The organism is Rhodovulum euryhalinum, from assembly GCF_004342445.1.
GTDB lineage: Bacteria > Pseudomonadota > Alphaproteobacteria > Rhodobacterales > Rhodobacteraceae > Rhodovulum > Rhodovulum euryhalinum.
The window spans coordinates 294,052-312,267 of the sequence record NZ_SLWW01000002.1; the positions used below are offsets into that span (position 1 = coordinate 294,052).

The 18,216-nt window shown below is 66.5% G+C and carries 17 protein-coding genes; 11 read left to right on the forward strand and 6 right to left on the reverse strand.

What is annotated here, in order from left to right; translation table 11 throughout:
* Positions 1–16 precede the first annotated feature (16 nt).
* The 11 genes from mutM to EV655_RS03795 all read left to right on the forward strand — a co-directional run bounded on the left by mutM (position 17) and on the right by EV655_RS03795 (position 11,775).
* Positions 17–868, forward strand: coding sequence for a bifunctional DNA-formamidopyrimidine glycosylase/DNA-(apurinic or apyrimidinic site) lyase (gene mutM, locus EV655_RS03745; RefSeq protein ID WP_132541971.1), 852 nt, complete (start codon positions 17–19; stop codon positions 866–868).
* A gap of 61 nt (positions 869–929) precedes the next feature.
* Positions 930–1,706, forward strand: a complete 777-nt coding sequence (locus tag EV655_RS03750) for an enoyl-CoA hydratase (RefSeq protein ID WP_132541973.1) — start codon at positions 930–932, stop codon at positions 1,704–1,706.
* A gap of 202 nt (positions 1,707–1,908) precedes the next feature.
* Positions 1,909–2,175, forward strand: coding sequence for a 30S ribosomal protein S20 (gene rpsT, locus EV655_RS03755; protein WP_132541975.1), 267 nt, complete (start codon positions 1,909–1,911; stop codon positions 2,173–2,175).
* A gap of 590 nt (positions 2,176–2,765) precedes the next feature.
* Entirely contained in the window at positions 2,766–4,118 is a 1,353-nt protein-coding gene (dnaA, locus tag EV655_RS03760; RefSeq protein ID WP_132541977.1) for a chromosomal replication initiator protein DnaA, read from the forward strand.
* 116 nt (positions 4,119–4,234) lie between these two features.
* On the forward strand, positions 4,235–5,353 hold the full coding sequence (gene dnaN, locus EV655_RS03765) for a DNA polymerase III subunit beta (RefSeq protein ID WP_132541979.1): 1,119 nt from the start codon (positions 4,235–4,237) through the stop codon (positions 5,351–5,353).
* A gap of 59 nt (positions 5,354–5,412) precedes the next feature.
* Entirely contained in the window at positions 5,413–6,525 is a 1,113-nt protein-coding gene (recF, locus tag EV655_RS03770; RefSeq protein ID WP_132541981.1) for a DNA replication/repair protein RecF, read from the forward strand.
* Positions 6,522–7,142: a LysE family translocator gene (locus tag EV655_RS03775; protein WP_132541983.1), complete on the forward strand. Its 621-nt coding sequence runs from the start codon at positions 6,522–6,524 to the stop codon at positions 7,140–7,142. The genes recF and EV655_RS03775 overlap by 4 nt, the downstream gene beginning before the upstream one ends.
* A 78-nt stretch (positions 7,143–7,220) precedes the next feature.
* Positions 7,221–9,638 carry a DNA topoisomerase (ATP-hydrolyzing) subunit B gene (gyrB, locus tag EV655_RS03780; protein WP_132541985.1) on the forward strand — a complete coding sequence of 806 codons (2,418 nt, stop codon included), beginning with the start codon at positions 7,221–7,223 and terminating at the stop codon, positions 9,636–9,638.
* A gap of 169 nt (positions 9,639–9,807) precedes the next feature.
* Positions 9,808–10,086 carry a hypothetical protein gene (locus tag EV655_RS03785; RefSeq protein WP_207901928.1) on the forward strand — a complete coding sequence of 93 codons (279 nt, stop codon included), beginning with the start codon at positions 9,808–9,810 and terminating at the stop codon, positions 10,084–10,086.
* A gap of 82 nt (positions 10,087–10,168) precedes the next feature.
* The gene (locus EV655_RS03790; protein WP_132541987.1) at positions 10,169–11,134 is read left to right on the forward strand and encodes a DUF808 domain-containing protein; all 966 of its coding nucleotides are present in this window, start codon (positions 10,169–10,171) and stop codon (positions 11,132–11,134) included.
* A gap of 164 nt (positions 11,135–11,298) precedes the next feature.
* A complete protein-coding gene (locus EV655_RS03795) occupies positions 11,299–11,775 on the forward strand; it encodes an NUDIX hydrolase (protein WP_132542135.1) in 477 nt (158 codons plus the stop codon).
* 54 nt (positions 11,776–11,829) lie between these two features.
* On the opposite strand, the gene idi is transcribed toward EV655_RS03795, so the two are convergent.
* The 6 genes from idi to EV655_RS03825 are packed head-to-tail and all read right to left on the reverse strand — an operon-like array spanning position 11,830 to position 18,056.
* A complete protein-coding gene (gene idi / locus EV655_RS03800; protein WP_132541989.1) occupies positions 11,830–12,360 on the reverse strand; it encodes an isopentenyl-diphosphate Delta-isomerase in 531 nt (176 codons plus the stop codon).
* Positions 12,357–13,538, reverse strand: coding sequence for a geranylgeranyl diphosphate reductase (locus EV655_RS03805; RefSeq protein WP_132541991.1), 1,182 nt, complete (start codon positions 13,536–13,538; stop codon positions 12,357–12,359). The genes idi and EV655_RS03805 overlap by 4 nt, the downstream gene beginning before the upstream one ends.
* Before the next feature lie 5 nt (positions 13,539–13,543).
* Positions 13,544–14,833, reverse strand: a complete 1,290-nt coding sequence (locus EV655_RS03810; RefSeq protein WP_132541993.1) for a BCD family MFS transporter — start codon at positions 14,831–14,833, stop codon at positions 13,544–13,546.
* Positions 14,830–15,738, reverse strand: coding sequence for a chlorophyll synthase ChlG (gene chlG, locus EV655_RS03815; protein WP_132541995.1), 909 nt, complete (start codon positions 15,736–15,738; stop codon positions 14,830–14,832). Before chlG ends, EV655_RS03810 begins: the two co-directional genes overlap by 4 nt.
* 55 nt (positions 15,739–15,793) lie before the next feature.
* Positions 15,794–17,218: a transcriptional regulator PpsR gene (gene ppsR / locus EV655_RS03820; protein WP_132541997.1), complete on the reverse strand. Its 1,425-nt coding sequence runs from the start codon at positions 17,216–17,218 to the stop codon at positions 15,794–15,796.
* Between the two features lie 37 nt (positions 17,219–17,255).
* Entirely contained in the window at positions 17,256–18,056 is an 801-nt protein-coding gene (locus EV655_RS03825) for a cobalamin B12-binding domain-containing protein (RefSeq protein WP_132541999.1), read from the reverse strand.
* Positions 18,057–18,216 lie beyond the last annotated feature (160 nt).

Consider the following 18,216-nt stretch of genomic DNA (forward strand, 5'->3'; position numbering starts at 1 on the left):
CACAAGGAAGGCCCCGATGCCCGAATTGCCAGAGGTAGAGACAGTGCGTCGCGGCCTGTCGCCGGTGCTGGAAGGCCGGGTGATCGCGCGTGCGCAGGTCAACCGCCCCGACCTGCGCTGGCCCTTCCCCGAGGGCATGGCCGCGCGGCTGACCGGCGCACGGGTGATCCGGCTGGGGCGGCGGTCGAAATACCTGCTGGCCGATCTCGACACAGGCGAGACGCTGATCTGGCATCTGGGCATGTCGGGCCGGGTGCTGGTGTCGGGGCAGATGCTGGGCGACTATGTCCACGCCCATCCCGCGCCCGAGAAACACGACCATGTCGTTCTCGACATCGAGGGCGGCGCGCGCATCACCTTCAACGACCCCCGCCGCTTCGGCGCGATGGACCTGATCGCGACCGACTGTCTCGACACCCACCGGCTGCTGGCGGGGCTCGGGCCGGAACCCCTGGGCAACGCCTTCGACGAGCCCTATCTCGTCGCCCGCCTGCGGGGCCGCATGACCCCGATCAAGGCGGCGCTGCTGGACCAGCATGTCGTGGCGGGGCTGGGCAACATCTATGTCTGCGAGGTGCTGCACCGGGCGGGCATCTCGCCGAAACGGCAGGCGGGCCGGATTGCCGCACCCCGCGCGGCGCGCCTCGTGCCGGTGATCCGCACCGTGCTGGCCGAGGCGATCGAGGCGGGCGGGTCCAGCTTGCGCGACTATCGCCAGACCGACGGGGAACTTGGCTATTTCCAGCATGCGTTCCGCGCCTATGGCCGCGAGGGCGGGCCCTGCCCGACCCCCGGTTGTGGCGGGACAATCGTGCGAATCGTCCAGTCCGGGCGGTCGACCTTCTACTGCCCGCAATGCCAAAGATAGCTTGAAAGCCGCCGCGGGGCTGGTAAGGCTTCGGGCTCGAACGGAACGGAGGCGAGCCCGGATGGCTTACAAGACGCTGATCGTCGAGATCGAGGACCATGTAGCGCTGATCCGGCTGAACCGGCCCGACGCGCTCAATGCCCTCAACGCCGAGTTGATGGGCGAACTGGCCGACGCGGTGGCCCAGTCCGACGCCAATGACAAGGTGCGCTGCATCGTGCTGACCGGCTCGGAAAAGGCGTTCGCCGCCGGGGCCGATGTGCGCGAGATGAGCACCAAGAGCTTTGTCGACGTGTTCGCGGGCGACCTCTTCACCCCCGAAACCGAACGCCTGCTCGCCTGCCGCAAGCCGATCATCGCGGCCGTCTCGGGCTATTGCCTCGGCGGCGGCTGCGAACTGGCGATGATGTGCGATTTCATCATCGCCTCGGACACCGCCAAGTTCGGCCAGCCCGAGATCAACCTCGGCGTCGTGGCCGGCATCGGCGGCACCCAGCGCCTGACCCGCTTCGTCGGCAAGTCCAAGGCGATGGACATGCACCTGACGGGGCGCTTCATGGACGCCGAAGAGGCGGAGCGTTCGGGACTGGTCAGCCGCGTGGTTCCCGCCAAGAAGCTGATGGAAGAGGCGATGGCCGCGGCCACCAAGATCGCCGAGAAATCCGCGCTGACGGCGATGGCGGTCAAGGAATGTGTCAATCGCAGCTACGAGACGACGCTGCGCGAAGGCATGTTGTTCGAGCGGCGCATGTTCCACATGCTGTTCGCCACCGAGGACCAGTCCGAGGGCATGCAGGCCTTCGTCGAGAAACGCGAGCCGCAGTTCCGCGACAAGTAGGGGCGCGGCTCCGACAAAAGTCCGATGGAATTCCGATAGCGGTTTTCGGTCTTTCCTTCCGCCCGGATCTGACCTATAGGCCGGGGCTTACATGCGTGTGAGGCCCGCTTTGGCCGGAATCAGCCGGTAGTGCAAAACCCGGCCGGGGCTCGTATCGCGCGACAGTTTTGACGACGAGACCCGGAGAAGGGAACCACAACCGATGGCAAATTCACCCCAGGCCAAGAAGCGCGCCCGCCAGGCCGATCGCGCCTATGCCGTGAACAAGGCGCGCCGTTCGCGCATCCGCACATATCTGCGCAAGGTTGAAGAGGCGATCGCCTCGGGCAACCAGGAGGCTGCCGTTGCCGCCCTGCGCGAGGCCCAGCCCGAGCTGATGCGCGGCGTGACCAAGGGCGTCGTTCATAAGAACACCGCCGCCCGCAAGATGTCGCGCCTGTCGGCCCGCGTGAAGGCACTCGGCGCCTGATCGGCCATAAAAACAAGGCTTTTGAAGGGCGTGGCGCAGGCCGCGCCCTTTTGCATTTTCAGCGATTGTCCGGGGCGCGTGGCGCCTCTGCCACGAGGTCCGGATTCGTTTCCGGCAAAGCCGAAGTCAAGGTCGAAGTTCTGTTGCGCCTCTCGCGGGGGGCGGTCTACCGTCCTTGAAGCGATTCACAACGACTTGGGGGGACATGGCGCACGCGGTTCCCGTGAACGTTCCGAGGGCCGTCTGGTGCGCGGCCGGCACGTTCCCGGGGGTTATCCGAAATTCGCGACGAGGGGGATCCGCGAAGATCGGACGCGACACAGGCATTGCTCGAACGGCAGTATCCGGGCCCGCCTGAGCCTCATGTCCATGGTTGCCCGCGCGGAAGCGGAGCAGAAGAAACCGGAGCCGGTGCCTGGCAATCAGGCTTGACCGGGAGGTCTTTCTTTTGCCCGTCTGACCGGAAGAGGTGCGGGAAAAGACCTTGGAGTCACCCTTGTCGAGGGCGCAAGGGGACGGGTGTCTGCGGCCGGAAAGGCGCGGGCATTTCGTCTGCCAAATGGTCAGGGACGGAACGAAAGCGGGCGAAGATGACAGACGACACCTGGGGACGCGTGTGCAAGGATCTGGAGAGGACGATCGGAAAGAACAACTTCGTCACGTGGATCGCGCCGCTTGAATTCCGGGCGCTGGAGAACGGAGTCGCGCGGTTCGGCGTGCCCACGAATTTCGTGGGCGAGTGGGTGAACCGCAATTTCGGGGACAAGATCCTCGAGCAGCTGGGCCGCAACGGCGTTGCCGTCGACCGTCTGGAATTCGCCGTATCCAGCGTCAAGAGTCCGGCCAATGCCGCGTCGCGCCCGGCGCCCGTGGTTCAGGCCGATCAACGGTCGGACACCGATCTGCCCGGCGCGCCTCTGGACGCACGCTTCACCTTCGAGACCTTCGTCACCGGCAAGCCCAACGAACTGGCCCATGCCGCCGCGCGCCGGGTGGCCGAAGGTGGCTCTGTGACGTTCAATCCGCTGTTTCTTTACGGCGGCGTCGGTCTCGGCAAGACCCATCTCATGCATGCCATCGCCTGGGAACTGCGCGAGCGCGCGCCCGAGAAGAAGGTGGTCTATCTCTCGGCCGAGCAATTCATGTACCGCTTCGTGCAGGCGCTGCGCGAGCGCGACATGATGGGCTTCAAGTCGCTGTTCCGATCGGTCGACGTCCTGATGGTGGACGACGTGCAGTTCATCGCGGGCAAGGACTCGACGCAGGAGGAGTTCTTTCACACCTTCAACGCGCTGGTGGACCAGAACAAGCAGATCATCATCTCGGCCGACCGCGCGCCGGGCGAGATCAAGGATCTCGAGGACCGGATCAAGAGCCGCCTGCAATGCGGCCTCGTGGTGGACCTGCACCCGACCGATTACGAATTGCGGTTGGGAATCCTGCAACAGAAGGTGGACATGTACCGCCAGCAATATCCCGGCCTCGTGATCGCCGACGGGGTGCTGGAATTCCTCGCCCACCGGATCACCACCAACGTGCGGGTTCTGGAAGGCGCGCTGACGCGGCTGTTCGCCTTTGCCTCACTCGTGGGCAAGGAAATCACGCTGGACCTGGCGCAGGATTGCCTGGCCGACATCCTGCGCGCCAGCGAGCGCAAGGTCACCATCGAGGAAATCCAGCGCAAGGTCAGCGAGCATTACAACATGCGGCTGGCCGACATGGTCGGACCCAAGCGGCACCGCACCATCGCCCGCCCCCGCCAGATCGCGATGTGGCTGTCCAAGCAGCTGACCCAGCGCAGCCTGCCCGAGATCGGGCGCCGGTTCGGCGGGCGCGACCACACCACGGTCATGCACGCGGTCAAGCGCATCGAGGAGTTGCGGGTGGCGGACTTGCAGATCGCCGAGGACCTGGAGATGCTGCGCCGCATGCTTGAGGGCTGAGCCCGCGCGGCGATGGCCTTGACGCCCTTGCGAAAGTCTCGGACAGTCCAGAAAACGCTTGAGCCGGGGGGCCGAACCGCTAGGGTTCGCCTCCCGTCTGCATGAGGAGCGAGGGCATGAAATTCAGCATCGAACGCGGCACCCTGCTGAGGGCGGTCGGTCAGGCGCAATCGGTGGTCGAGCGGCGCAACACCATTCCGATCCTCGCCAACGTGCTGATCGAGGCGGAGGGCGACAAGGTCAGTTTCCGGGCCACCGATCTGGACATCGAGGTTGTGGACAAGGTGACCGCGCAGGTGGAACGGCCGGGCGCGACGACGGTGCCCGCGGTCACGCTGCACGAGATCGTGCGCAAGCTGCCCGATGGCGCGCTGGTGGAACTGGCCGATGACGGGGCCGCGGGGCGGATGACGGTGCGTGCCGGCCGGTCGCATTTCACTCTGGCAACCCTGCCGAAGGAAGATTTCCCGGTGATGGCCTCGTCGGAGTACAGTTCTAACTTCTCGGCCCCTGCGCCGGTGCTGCGCCGGCTGTTCGACAAGTCCAAGTTCGCGATCTCGACCGAGGAGACGCGCTATTACCTGAACGGCGTCTACATGCATGTGGCCGATGGCGAGGGCGGCCGGGCGCTGCGCTGCGTGGCGACCGACGGCCACCGCCTTGCGCGGATCGATGCGCCGCTGCCCGAGGGGGCCGAGACGATGCCGGGCGTGATCGTGCCGCGCAAGACCGTGGGCGAGTTGCGCAAGTTGCTGGACGATGACGACGCGCAGATCGCGGTATCGGTCAGCGAGACAAAGGTGCGCTTTGCCACGCCCGAGATCACCCTGACCTCCAAGGTGATCGACGGCACCTTCCCCGATTACAGCCGGGTGATCCCGACCGCCAATGCGCGCCGGCTGGAGGTGGACGCCGCCGAATTCGCGCAGGCCGTCGATCGGGTCGCGACGGTCAGTTCCGAACGCTCGCGCGCGGTCAAGCTGGCCCTCGAAGACGACCGGCTGACCCTGTCGGTCAACGCGCCGGACAGCGGCGCGGCCGAGGAGGAACTGGCCGTCGCTTATGGTGACGAGCGGCTGGAGATCGGATTCAACGCGAAATACCTGCTGGAGATCGCCAGCCAGGTGGACCGCGAGAACGCGGTGTTCCTGTTCAACTCGGCAGGCGATCCGACCCTGATGCGCGAGGGCAACGACGCCTCGGCGGTCTATGTCGTGATGCCGATGCGGGTCTAGGCCCGGCTCTGCCGGGCTGCCTCCGGCGGGGATATTTGCGGCCAGAAGAAGGACAGGGCGTGCCCAGGCTCGCGGTGACAGGGGTGACGCTGGCCCAGTTCCGGTCGCACGAGCGGGCGCGTCTGGCGTTCGATGGGCGCCCGGTGGCGATTTTCGGTCCGAACGGGGCGGGCAAGACCAATCTTCTGGAGGCTGTGTCGCTGCTGTCGCCGGGACGGGGGCTGCGCCGGGCGGCGGCCGAGGATCTGGCGCGGGCGCCGGGCGCGCTGGGCTGGAAGGCCGGTGCGGTTCTGCACTCGCTCTGGCAGGTGCACGAGGTCGAGACCTGGGCCGAGCCCGGCGGCACCCGGCAGCTTCGGATCGATGGCAAGGCGGCGTCGCAGGTGGCGCTGGCGCGGCTCGCGCGGGTGTTGTGGCTGGTGCCGGCGATGGATCGGCTGTGGATCGAGGGCGCCGAGGCGCGGCGGCGGTTCCTGGATCGGATCACGATGAGTTTCGAGCCGGGCCATGCCGAGGCGGTTCTGGCCTATGAAAAGGCGATGCGTGAACGCAACCGCCTGTTGAAGGACGAAGCCCGAGACGTTCACTGGTATGCCGCGCTCGAAGGGCAGATGGCCGAGGCGGGCGCGGCGATCGGGGCGAACCGGCGGGCGGCGCTGGCCCGTCTGGTGGTGGCGCAGGAGGGCGCCGAGACGGCTTTCCCGGTGGCGGAGTTGGCCCTGTCGGGGCCGGTCGGGTCCGATCCCGCGGATGCGGACGCACTGGCGGATGCGCTTGCCGCGGGCCGCGGGCGCGACATGGCCGCCGGGCGCACGCTGACCGGGCCGCACCGCGCCGATCTGGAGGCGGTGTTCGCCGCCAAGGGTGTGCCGGCGCGCCATTGTTCCACAGGCGAGCAGAAGGCACTGCTGATTGCGCTGATCCTTGCCAATGCCCGGGCGCTGGCAGAGGATTTTGGGGCGCCGCCCCTGCTGCTGCTCGACGAAGTGGCGGCGCATTTGGATGCCGGGCGGCGCGCGGCGCTTTACGACGAGATCTGTGCGCTGGGGGCGCAGGCGTGGATGACCGGGACGGGGGTGGACCTGTTCGAGACTCTGGGCGAGCGGGCGCAGTATTTCGAGGTGTGTGACGCCTGCGGGGCCAGCATCGTGACCGAAAGGGATGCGCCATGACCGTGACGCCGGGCGAGCTGTTGCTGTATGCGGGGGCGCTTTTCGTCCTGTTCCTGACGCCCGGCCCGGTCTGGGTTGCGCTGACCGCGCGGGCGCTTTCGGGCGGGTTCCGGGCGGCCTGGCCGCTGGCGCTGGGCGTGGTGATCGGCGACGTGCTGTGGCCACTGCTGGCGATCCTCGGGGTAAGCTGGGTGGTCGCGACCTTCGACGGGTTCCTCGTGGTGCTGCGCTACGTCGCAAGCCTGGTGTTCCTGGTCATGGGGGTCCTGCTGATCCGCCACGCCGATGCGACCATCGCCGCGGACAGCCGACTGACCCGCCCGGGCATGTGGGCGGGGTTCCTTGCGGGTCTGGCGGCGATCCTGGGCAACCCCAAGGCGATCCTGTTCTACATGGGGGTACTGCCCGGCTTCTTCGATCTGGCGCAAGTCGGGGGGCCGGACATCGCGGCCATCGTGGCGATCTCGATGGTGGTTCCGCTGGCAGGCAACCTGGTCTTCGCGCTCTTCATCGACCGGGCGCGGCGCATCCTGACCTCGCCCGCAGCGCTGCGCCGCACCAACCGGGTGGCCGGGCTATTGCTGATCCTGGTGGGGCTGGTGATTCCCTTTACCTGACACCAAATCTTGTGGGGGGCGCGTGACATTCCCACCACGAGTCCGTATAAATCAGGCAGAATGAAAAGGAACGTTCGCATGGCCGAAAACGCGCGGCAGCCCGAGGAATACGGTGCCGATTCCATCAAGGTTCTCAGGGGCCTGGAGGCGGTGCGCAAGCGCCCTGGGATGTATATCGGGGATACCGATGACGGGTCCGGCCTGCACCACATGGTCTACGAGGTGGTGGACAACGGCATCGACGAGGCGCTGGCGGGCCATGCCGACGCGGTGAGCGTGAAGATCCACGCCGATTCCAGCGTGTCGGTCAGCGACAACGGCCGCGGCATCCCGGTGGGCATCCACGAGGAAGAGGGCGTCTCGGCGGCCGAGGTCATCATGACCCAGCTGCACGCGGGCGGGAAGTTCGACCAGAACAGCTACAAGGTGTCCGGGGGCCTGCACGGGGTGGGCGTCTCGGTTGTCAACGCGTTGTCGGACTGGCTGGAACTGCGCATCTGGCGCGACGGCAAGGAGCACTATGCCCGCTTCGAGCATGGCGACACGGTCGAGCATCTGCGGGTCGTTGGCGAAGCCAATGGCCGCAAGGGAACCGAGGTGCGGTTCCTCGCATCCCTGGATACGTTCTCGAACCTCGACTACGTCTTCAAGACGCTGGAAAACCGGCTGCGGGAACTGGCCTTCCTGAATTCCGGTGTGCGGATCGTTCTGGAGGACGAGCGCCCGGCCGAACCGCTGCGGACCGAACTGTTCTATGAAGGCGGCGTGCGGGAATTCGTGCGCTACCTCGACCGTCACAAGACGCCGGTGATGCCCGATCCGATCTTCATGACCGGCGAGCGCGATGGTATCGGCGTCGAGGTGGCGATGTGGTGGAACGACAGCTACCACGAAACGGTGCTGCCCTTTACCAACAATATCCCCCAGCGCGACGGCGGCACCCACCTTGCGGGCTTTCGCGGGGCGCTGACCCGCACGATCAACAACTACGCCCTGTCGAGCGGGATCGCCAAGCGCGAGAAGGTGAGTTTCACCGGCGACGATGCGCGCGAGGGGCTGACCTGCGTTCTGTCGGTCAAGGTGCCCGACCCCAAGTTCAGTTCCCAGACCAAGGACAAGCTGGTCAGTTCCGAGGTCCGCCCCGCGGTCGAGAGCCTGGTGAACGAGAAGCTCGCCGAGTGGTTCGAGGAACATCCGCAGGTGGCGCGCCAGATCGTCGGCAAGATCATCGAGGCGGCGCTGGCGCGCGAGGCGGCGCGCAAGGCGCGCGAACTGACGCGCCGCAAGACGGCGATGGACGTGGCCTCGCTGCCCGGCAAGCTGGCTGATTGCCAGGAACGCGACCCGGCCAAGTCCGAACTGTTTCTCGTGGAGGGTGACAGTGCCGGCGGATCGGCGAAACAGGGGCGGTCCCGCGCCAATCAGGCGGTGCTGCCGCTTCGCGGCAAGATTCTGAACGTGGAACGGGCGCGGTTCGACCGGATGCTGTCCAGCCAAGAGATCGGCACGCTGATCACCGCGCTTGGCACCGGGATCGGCCGGGACGAGTTCGATGTGTCCAAGCTGCGCTACCACAAGATCGTCATCATGACCGACGCCGACGTGGATGGCGCCCATATCCGCACGCTGCTGTTGACCTTCTTCTTTCGGCAGATGCCCAAGATCATCGAGGGCGGGTATCTCTACATCGCGCAGCCGCCGCTGTACAAGGTCGCGCGCGGCAAGTCCGAGGTCTATCTCAAGGACCAAGCTGCGCTCGAGGAATACCTGATCGCGATGGGGATCGAGGGGGCGGTGCTGCGGCTGGGCAGTGGCGAGGAAATCGTGGGCGCCGACCTCGCCCGCGTCGTCGAGGAGGCGCGCCATGTGCGCCGCATCCTGCAGGCCTTTCCCACGCACTACCCGGCGCATATCCTTGAACAGGCCGCCGTCGCGGGCGCGTTCCTGCCGGGGCAGGTGGATTCTGACCTTCAGGGAACGGCGAATCGCGTGGCCGAGCGGCTGGACCTGATCGCCGTGGAATACGAGCGCGGCTGGCAGGGGCGTCCGACCCAGGACAAGGGGATGCGCTTTGCCCGGATGCTGCGCGGCGTCGAAGAGGTGCGGGTGCTCGATGGCCAGGTGCTGCGCTCGGCCGAGGCGCGGCGGCTCGGCAGTCTGACCGAAAAGCTGCAGGAGGTCTACGGCGCCCCCGCAACGCTGGTGCGCAAGGATCGCGACCAGCCGATCAACGCGCCGTCGGGTCTGCTCGACGCGATTCTCGCCGAGGGCGAAAAGGGACTGACGCTGCAACGCTACAAGGGGCTGGGCGAGATGAACCCCGACCAGTTGTGGGAGACGACCCTGGATCCCGAGGCGCGCACGCTGTTGCAGGTGCGGGTCGAGGATTTGGCCGAGGCCGACGACATCTTTACCAAGCTGATGGGCGATGTCGTCGAACCGCGGCGCGAGTTCATCCAGCAGAACGCGCTGAGCGTCGCGAATCTGGACTTCTGATCCCGCCGCGGCCGTAAGGGCCGCGGCGGAACCGGTTCGAATTTTCGCGAACATCCACCTGTTTCGCGCATCTTCGTGCTATTTCCGCCCGATTTTGCACCGACCCTCGCGGCATGGACGCCCGACGCAAGACGGCGCCGGGTGTTACCGCAACATGCGAGGACACGACATGGCCTGGACCACCCGCAAACCCTGTACCGTTGCCGAGGACGACATGCTCCATTGCGGCGACAACGTCGCGGTGGCGGCGATCGCGGCGCTGCTGCTCGGCCCCTTTGGTATGTTCTATTCCACGAGGACCGGCGCCATCGTGATGATCGTTCTGACCGTCCTGGTCGCGCTGCCGACGCTGGGCTTCGGGGTGCTGCTGACCTTGCCGCTCTGCGTGCTCTGGGCCGTGCTCGCGGCGATGCGCAACGCCTCCGGCTCTGCCCTGCAACACGCTTGATCCGGCCGGCCTGGCCGAACCGCGTTGCCATTCGCGCACCAGGGGTTATCCTCCGCCACGGTTCGGCAGCGGAGTAATAAATATGAGCGGTCTTCTGGCGCTCCTCGACGACGTCGCGGCCATTGCCAAGGTGGCGGCGGCCTCGGTCGATGACGTGGTGGGGCAGGCGGTCAAGGCCTCCTCCAAGGCCGCTGGCGCGGTGATCGACGATGCCGCGGTGACGCCGAAATACGTCCACGGCTTCTCGGCTGACCGTGAAATTCCGATCGTCTGGAATATTGCCAAGGGGTCGCTGTTCAACAAGCTGGTGATCCTGCTGCCGCTGGCCCTGGTGCTGTCGCTGTTCGCGGCATGGGCCATTGCGCCGCTCTTGATGCTGGGGGGCGCGTATCTGTGCTTCGAAGGGGCCGAGAAGGTCTGGCACGCGATCAATCCCGCCGATCACCACGAGGACGATCTCTACCGTGAGAAGCTGAGCGATGCGCATCTTGAGGAGAAGAAGGTCAAAGGGGCGATCAAGACCGATTTCATCCTGTCGGCCGAGATCATGACAATCACCCTGGCGGCGCTGCCTGCCGGGCTGCCGTTGTGGATGGTCGCCGCGGCGCTGGCCGTTGCGGGTGTCATCATTACCGTTGCAGTCTACGGGGCCGTGGGCCTGATCGTGAAGGCCGATGATGCGGGTCTTGCCCTGGCCGCCAAGGGGCGGCTGGCGGCGACCCGGGCGCTGGGCGTCGGGATCGTGCGCTGGATGCCCTCCTTCATGCGGCTTCTCGTGATTGTGGGTACGGCGGCGATGATCTGGGTCGGTGGCGCGATCATCGTCCACGGGGTCTACGAACTCGGCCTCAAGGCGCCCTACCTTGCGATCCACGACCTTGCCGTGGCCGCCAGTCAGGGTGTTCCGGAGCGGGCGCATGCCGCGGTGGAATGGGCGGTGACGGCGGGAATCGACGGCCTGATCGGCCTTGCCATCGGCGCGGTGCTGATTCCTCTGGTGAAATACGCGATCCTGCCCGTGGCGGGCCTGTTCACCCGCAAGCGCTGACCTGCCGGTGTGCCGCAGCCGCGTTCGCTGCGGCAACGCCCCGTTCTCTTTCACCCTCTAGACTGCTGCCGGTCGACGAGTACTCGCGGCGCGGCGGCTCTTGCCGTCGGCAGGTCCGGGACCGGTGCAAGTGGCGGACCCGGCAAGTCATGCAGCGGGGAAACATGGCCCATCGCGACAGAACCCGAACCGGAGCCCAGATCGCCGCGCTGCCCATGCGCTGGGGGTCGGATGGAACGCTGTATGTCCTGATGGTCACGGCGCGCGGTTCGGGGCGCTGGGTGATGCCGAAGGGCTGGCGCCTTAACGGCGGCGCACCCTGGAAGACGGCCGAGCACGAGGCGCTGGACCGGGCAGGCGCAATCGGCCATGTCGGCATCAACCCGATCGGCCGCTACCGGTATCACAGGGTGATGTCGCACGGGCTGGTGGATTCCTGCGAGGTCGAGGTGTTCCCGATGGTGGTCGAACGCCTTCGGCGTGACTGGAAGAACCGAAAGACCCGCCGACGCCGCTGGTTCGAGGTGAGTGAAGCGGCCGGGCATGTGCAGGACGTGGAACTGGCCGCGCTGCTGCAATCGCTTTCCACCAAACCGCCCAGGCGGACAGCGCTTCGGCGTCTGCTGTCCTGGTTCGACTGAAAGGGCCTGCCGGGCGCCCGGAAACTCAACCGGGCGCCCGGGCGGACAGCCGCCTCAGGCGGGCGACAGGGCGCCGAAGATGCTCTCGCGGTGCTGGTCCAGATAGATGCGCAGCCAGGGCGTATAGGCGTCGGGCTCGTCCCTCACCGCGTGGTCGAGGTCGTGCAGATCGATCCACTTGACGTCCATCACCTCGTCGGGGTTCATCTCGATCCCGAGATCGGGCCCGGCGGGCGCGACGAAGATGTCCACCACCTCGTGCTCGATCAGCCCGTTGCCCACATCGGCGCGGTACTCCACCTGCTGGCGGAAGTCGAGCGAAAGACCGGTGATCCCCAGTTCTTCCCTCAGCCGCCGCCGGGCGCAGTCCTCGGCGCTTTCGTCCCAGCGGGGATGGGTGCAGCAGGTGTTCGTCCAGAAGCCGGGCGTGTGGTACTTGCCCAGTGCCCGGCGCTGCAACAGCACGCGGTCGCCATCCATCACGAAGACCGAAATCGCCTTGTGCCGAAGGCCCTTTTGATGGGCCTCCAGCTTTTCGACGGGCGTCAGGTCGCCGTTGACCCAGGCCGGGATCATCTCGCTCATGTGTATTGCGGCGAGACGAGGCCGGTCAGGTGGGCAACGTTCTTGATGCCGATCTTGATATGGGCCAGCGGGCGCTTCTTCGTCAGCTTCTTGTTCATGTAGCTTTCGAAGGTCAGCTTCTGCACGTCCACGTCATGGCAGAGCGAGACGAAGCGCTCGCGCCGCTCGTCGCTATGGTAATAGGCGTCCTGCATGCTTTGCAGGGCGCGGAAGGTCATCTTGTGGTCCTTCATGAACATCTGGCGTGCCAGTTTCAGGTCCGACGCCCGGCCCGAGGCCAGCGCCGCGGACACCGCCATTGCGCCGATGCGCCCGCCATACATGGCGTAGTAGATGCCCTCGCCCGAGGACGGCGCGACGGTGCCTGCGGCATCGCCCACCACGACCACGTCGCGGCCGTTGTCCCAGCGATCCATCGGGCGCAACGGGATCGGCGCGCCCTCTTTGCGCAGCGTCTCGGCCTGCTCCAGCCCGGCCATCCGGCGCAGATCGGCGGTCGCCTGCTTCAGGTCGAACCCGTCGACGCCGGTGCCCATGCCGACCGAGCAGGTATGCCCGTGCGGGAACACCCAGCCGTAGAAATCGGGGCTGATCCGGCCATCATAGATCACGTCGCAGCGGTTGGGCTGGTAGTTACCCACCGCCATCGGGGCATCGATGATCTCGTGATAGGCAATGACGTAGGGGATCTTGTCGCCGCCCGGCACCTCGGCGCGGGCCACGTCCGAGCGCGCCCCGTCCGCACCGATCACGTATTTCGTCTGAAGCCGGATTTCCTCGCGGCTTTCCTTGTCGCGGAAGACGAGGAAGGTCTTTTCCTCCTCGCGCTCGATCCGCAGGAAGGTGCCCGTGAACCGCGTGGCGCCGGCACGTTCGGCCCGGGCACGCAGGAACGGGTCGAAATCCTTGCGGTCGACCATGCCGACAAACCCGTCCTCGATCGGGATATCGACAAAGCGGCCCGAGGGCGAGATCATGCGCGCGGTGTCGATCTTGGCCACGAGCTGCTGGTCGGAAATATCGAAATCCTTCATCAGGCGGGGCGGGATCGCGCCGCCGCAGGGCTTGATCCGGCCCTCGCGGTCGATCAGGGCGACCTTCTTGCCCGACCGGGCCAGGTCTTCTGCGGCCGTAGCCCCGGCGGGGCCGCCACCAACGACGACAACGTCAAAGATCATCTGCTTCACTCCCCCGGGACAAGGCCCGCGTTTTCTGTTGTGGGTCGGTTGGAATCCATGATCCTCCACGCCATCCAGGCGGACAGCAGAAAGAGGATCGCCTCGGTCAGGAACACCGTCCCGAAGGCCGGTGCGTCGTCAATCATGGTGCGCATCACGTCGGCCGCCGCTGCGCCCAGCAGCCCGCCAAAGCCCGCGGCAATCGCCTGCGCCGCGCCCCAAAGACCCATGCGCGTGCCCTCGCGCGCGCCGCGGCCCTCGCCGGCCAGCGCCATCATCGCGCTGATCGCGGCCACCGTGAACATCCCGTTGAAGAAGCCCATCAGCACCACGGCGGGCGTCAGCGGCAGATGCGCACCGTAATTTCCCAGCCACGTGATCGTGACCAGTGCCGCCGCCGAACCAAGGCAGCCTGCGATCACCCAGGTTCTCAGCGCGCCGATGCGCAGCACGGACGAGCCGATACCCACCACGATCATGCCGACGAAGACGCCACCATGCTGGGCGCCGGAAAGCGAGGTCGACTGCCCGGGCGTGAAGCCGAAGACGAGGCCCGAATAGGGTTCGAGGATCAGTTCCTGCATGAAATAGGCCGACATGGACAGGAACACGAAAAGGGTGAAGATGCGCGCGCTTCGCTCGGCCCAGACTTCCTTGAAGCCTTGCCAGAACGGCATCTCGTCGGGCTCGCGCCGCGCGACGACGCGTTTTTCGATACCCCAGACGGCCAGCGTGGTGACGATCACCGCGCCGATGGTGACGGTGGCGACGATCTTCAGCAGCAGCGCGGGAGTGTAGGGGTCAAGGAAGGCGCCGACCGTGCCCGCGGTGATGGCGATCCCGGCGATCATCATCAGCCAGGTGATCGTGGCCGCCGCCGCCCGGCGGTCGGGCGCGGTGGCGGTGGCCAAGAGCGCCAGAAGCGACGTTCCCGAGGCCGCGACGCCCACCCCGATCAGTGCATAGGCGAGGATCGAGATCGCGAGACCGGCCAGGTGGTTGGTCTCCATCACGACGACGCCCAGTGCGGCCGAGAACCCGCCAAGCGCAAGCATGGCCATGCCCCCGATGATGAAGCGCGTCCTCTGCCCCTTGGTATCGGACAGAAAGCCCCAGTTCGGCCGGGTGATCTGGATCGCGTAATGCAGCCCCACCAGCAGACCCGGCAGGATCGCGGGCAGCGCCAGTTCCACCACCATCAGCCGGTTCAGCGTAGAGCTTGTCAGCACCACGATGGCACCAAGACACATCTGGACAAGGCCCAGCCGGACGATCTGGAGCCAGCCCAGCGTCATGCGCCGGCCCCCAGCATGCGGATCGCGAAGGCCGAGATCATCATGCCCGAGACGTAAAGGACGACGCCCACGCCGTTATACCAGGGCGCCTTGCCCTTGGGATCCTTCATCATCACCGACATCGCCCAGAACTGGACCAGCAGAACGGCGGTGACGCCAAGCGCATGGAACGGCCGGTCCCAGAGGAACAGCAGCGCGATCACCACCACCTGTGGCACCGCCATGACGATACTGGCCACCCAGGCGGCCTTTTCCGGGCCAAGCGTCACGGGCAGCGAGTTGACGCCCATCTTGCGGTCGCCCTCAAGCGCCTTGAAATCGTTCAGCGTCATGATTCCATGCGCGCCGATCCCGTAGAGCAGCGCTATGATGACGACATAGACGGACGGCGCGCCTGCCGACAGCACCGCCGCCCCCGTGAACCACGGCAGGGATTCGTAGGACAGGCCCACCAGCCCCGGCCCCCACCAGCCGGATTTCTTCAGCCGAACGGGCTCCGCCGAATAGGCCCAGGCCGCGGCCACGCCGAGGATCGTGGCGACGAAACCCCAGGGGCCAAGTTGCCAGCCGATCACCAGCGACAACAAGGACATCGCCAGCGCGATCCACAGCCCCCAGCGGCCCGGGATGCGCCCCGAGGGGATCGGGCGGTAGGGTTCGTTGATCGCGTCCACATGCCGGTCGCACCAGTCGTTCGCCGCCTGGCTCATGCCGCAGACCACGGGGCCTGCCAGCACGATGCCCAGCAGCACGAGCCCCGGCTTGGACAGGGGCGAGACCCCCGACGAGACCGTGCCGCAGAGATAGGCCCACATCGGCGGGAACCAGGTGATCGGCTTGATCAGCGTCACCATGGCGGCGGGCTCCGGCAGGCGCCGGGTCTGGAGGTTCGAGATATCGGTCATGTCTTCCGCATGCTCTCCCTGGCCCGGTCCGGGCATCTGTTCCTGTCGGCGGGGCTCACTCGCCGCTGCCGTCCCTGCTCAGAAGCCCGTACTTGCGCAGCTTCACGTAAAGGCTCTGGCGCGAGAGCCCCAGCATCTCGGCGGCGGCGACCCGGTTGTTTCGGGTCAACTCGACCGCCGTCTCGATGCACATCTTTTCGACCACATCCGTCGTTTCGGCCACGATGTCCTTCAGCGTGGCCGAACCGACCAATTCCATCACCGACCGCATCGCGTCGTCCGACACCGCGACGCCGGGCTTGCGGACGCCTTCCAGCCGGCTGGCGTCGCGGATCACGAAGACGATGCAGGGGTGGTCCTGTTCGGACAGGTAGGTGGCCGAGATTTCAACCGATACCTGCGCGCCGTACTCCCCGGCCAGCTTGGTTGCGAACATCCGCATCTGCCCGGTGCGGGTCGCATTCTCGACCAGCACACGCAGATCGACGCTACCCCGCACCAGGTAGTCACCCAGCGACCGGCCCTTGACCGAGGAGACCTGCGGCGCATCCGCAAGCCCGAGAAAGCTTTCGTTCGCAGTCAGGATCACGCCATCGGGGTCGGTGAAGACGATGGCGTCGACGCCCTCTTCGAAGAAGGCGCGCAGCGTCTCGGTCATTTCGTTGCCGCCCGCCGCGGCGGCTTCGACCGGGTCGATCCGGCACAGGATCAGCGGCTCTCCCGCGGCGCGGAAGGCGGTGGGCATGATCCGCACCGGCGTCCGGGTGCGCCGGGCCTCTGCTTCGAGCGGGCCGGCCGTTTCGTCCATTGCCCGCAGGTTCAACGCCTCGACGAATTCGGCCCGGCGGCGGCCGTCGAATTCCTGGGCCACGGCGTTGCCGATCAGGTCGCTGCGCGCGACGCCCAACAGCGCGCAGGCCGCCGGATTGGCATCGATCACGCGGCCTGATTTCGTGCCGACGAAGACAAAGGCATCCCGCGTCGCCTCGCTGAGCACGCGATAGCGGGTGTCATATTCGCGCTGGGTCTCGTAGTCCCGCTCCAGCGCCATCTGCGCCTCGATCAGCTGCATCTGCATCTCGGCGATGGGGCGCAGGTCGCGGCCCAGAAGCAATAGCACGCTGCCATCCGGACCGATGCGGTGGAACGAGTAGCGCACCGGGAAATCCCAGTTCTCGCCATCCCGGTGGTTCAGTTCGACCGGCTTGGCGCTGTCGCCGCCTTCGGCGAACAGGTTGAGCTTGGCCTCCAGCTTGGGCTGGCTGTCCTCGGTCAATACATCGCGGATATCGCGGCCTTCCCAGTGGTCGAGCGCACCAAAGGACCGATGGCCCGCATTGACGAGCACCGAGAGAATCCGGCCTTCGAGCGACAGCACGATCGCGATATCCGAGGCCGCAGCAATGACCTCGCCCAGCATTTCGGGGGCGATCAGCGGTATCGCACCGCTGCTCCAGTATTTTGTGCCCCTTGAGCTCACCCCAGATCAAACGGCCGATCCGGCCGCCTCCGCATCGTCAAATCCTCGCCAGCCGGTCGTTCGGGGCCGGAACGGGCGCCCGGACGCCGCACAGCTTCAACGCCTCGCGGGGGTCGACCGTCGCATGATCGGCCCCGGTCAGCGCACACACGTCCTCGGTGCCTTCGACCACCCGTCCGCCGATCACGATCGGCACGCCCTCGCCGCAGGCGGCGCGGATCTGGCCGACCAGCCGCCGCGCCGAATCCAGTTTGTGGCGGCACGAGACCGAGATCGCGATCATGTCGAAGCGGCGCGCGGCCACCTTCTCCAATATCTCGTCCTCGGTCTGGCCGAGGCAGAGGCAGACCGAGATGCCCATCCGGCGCAGCTGGCTTGTCGCGGTCATGCCGCCCAGCGTGTGGAATTCCTCCAGCGGCACGATCAGCATCACGTTCGGTGCGTCGGCGGGTGTCATCGCGTCGGTGACCCAGGGCGCGCTGAGTTCGCGCATGATCGCCTGCAGGCGTGCCGAACCGATGGTGACATCGGCAAAGCTCAACTCGTCGCGGCACCAACGCTCGCCCAGCTCGCGCGCGGCCGCGGGGATATATCCGTCGAGGATCGCCGAGACGCCGACGCCCTTGCGCTGCAACTCGGCCACCGCGTCCGTCCGCAGCGACTTGTCGCCTTTCAGGATGTCGCTGCAGAACCGGTTCAGCATGGCCTCGTCGATCGCATGTCCGGATTGCCCGGACCTTTGCGCCAGCGCGGACAGTACCTGAGCGGCGAGCGATTCCACCTCGTCGTGGCGTGCCTGTCCCGGATCGGGTGGCAAGGCTCCGCGCGTGTCATGCATTCCAGGTCGCCTCCCGATCCTGCGCGGGATGGATTCGCCCAGCCCCGGTCAAGGGGCCCGTTCTCTCACTGTCCAGCGTTGTCAAAGACAATTGACACTTCCTCGCCCTCATGCGGAGAGGAATCAAGCTCGAACGGTTTAGCCTTTTGTTTTGTAATGG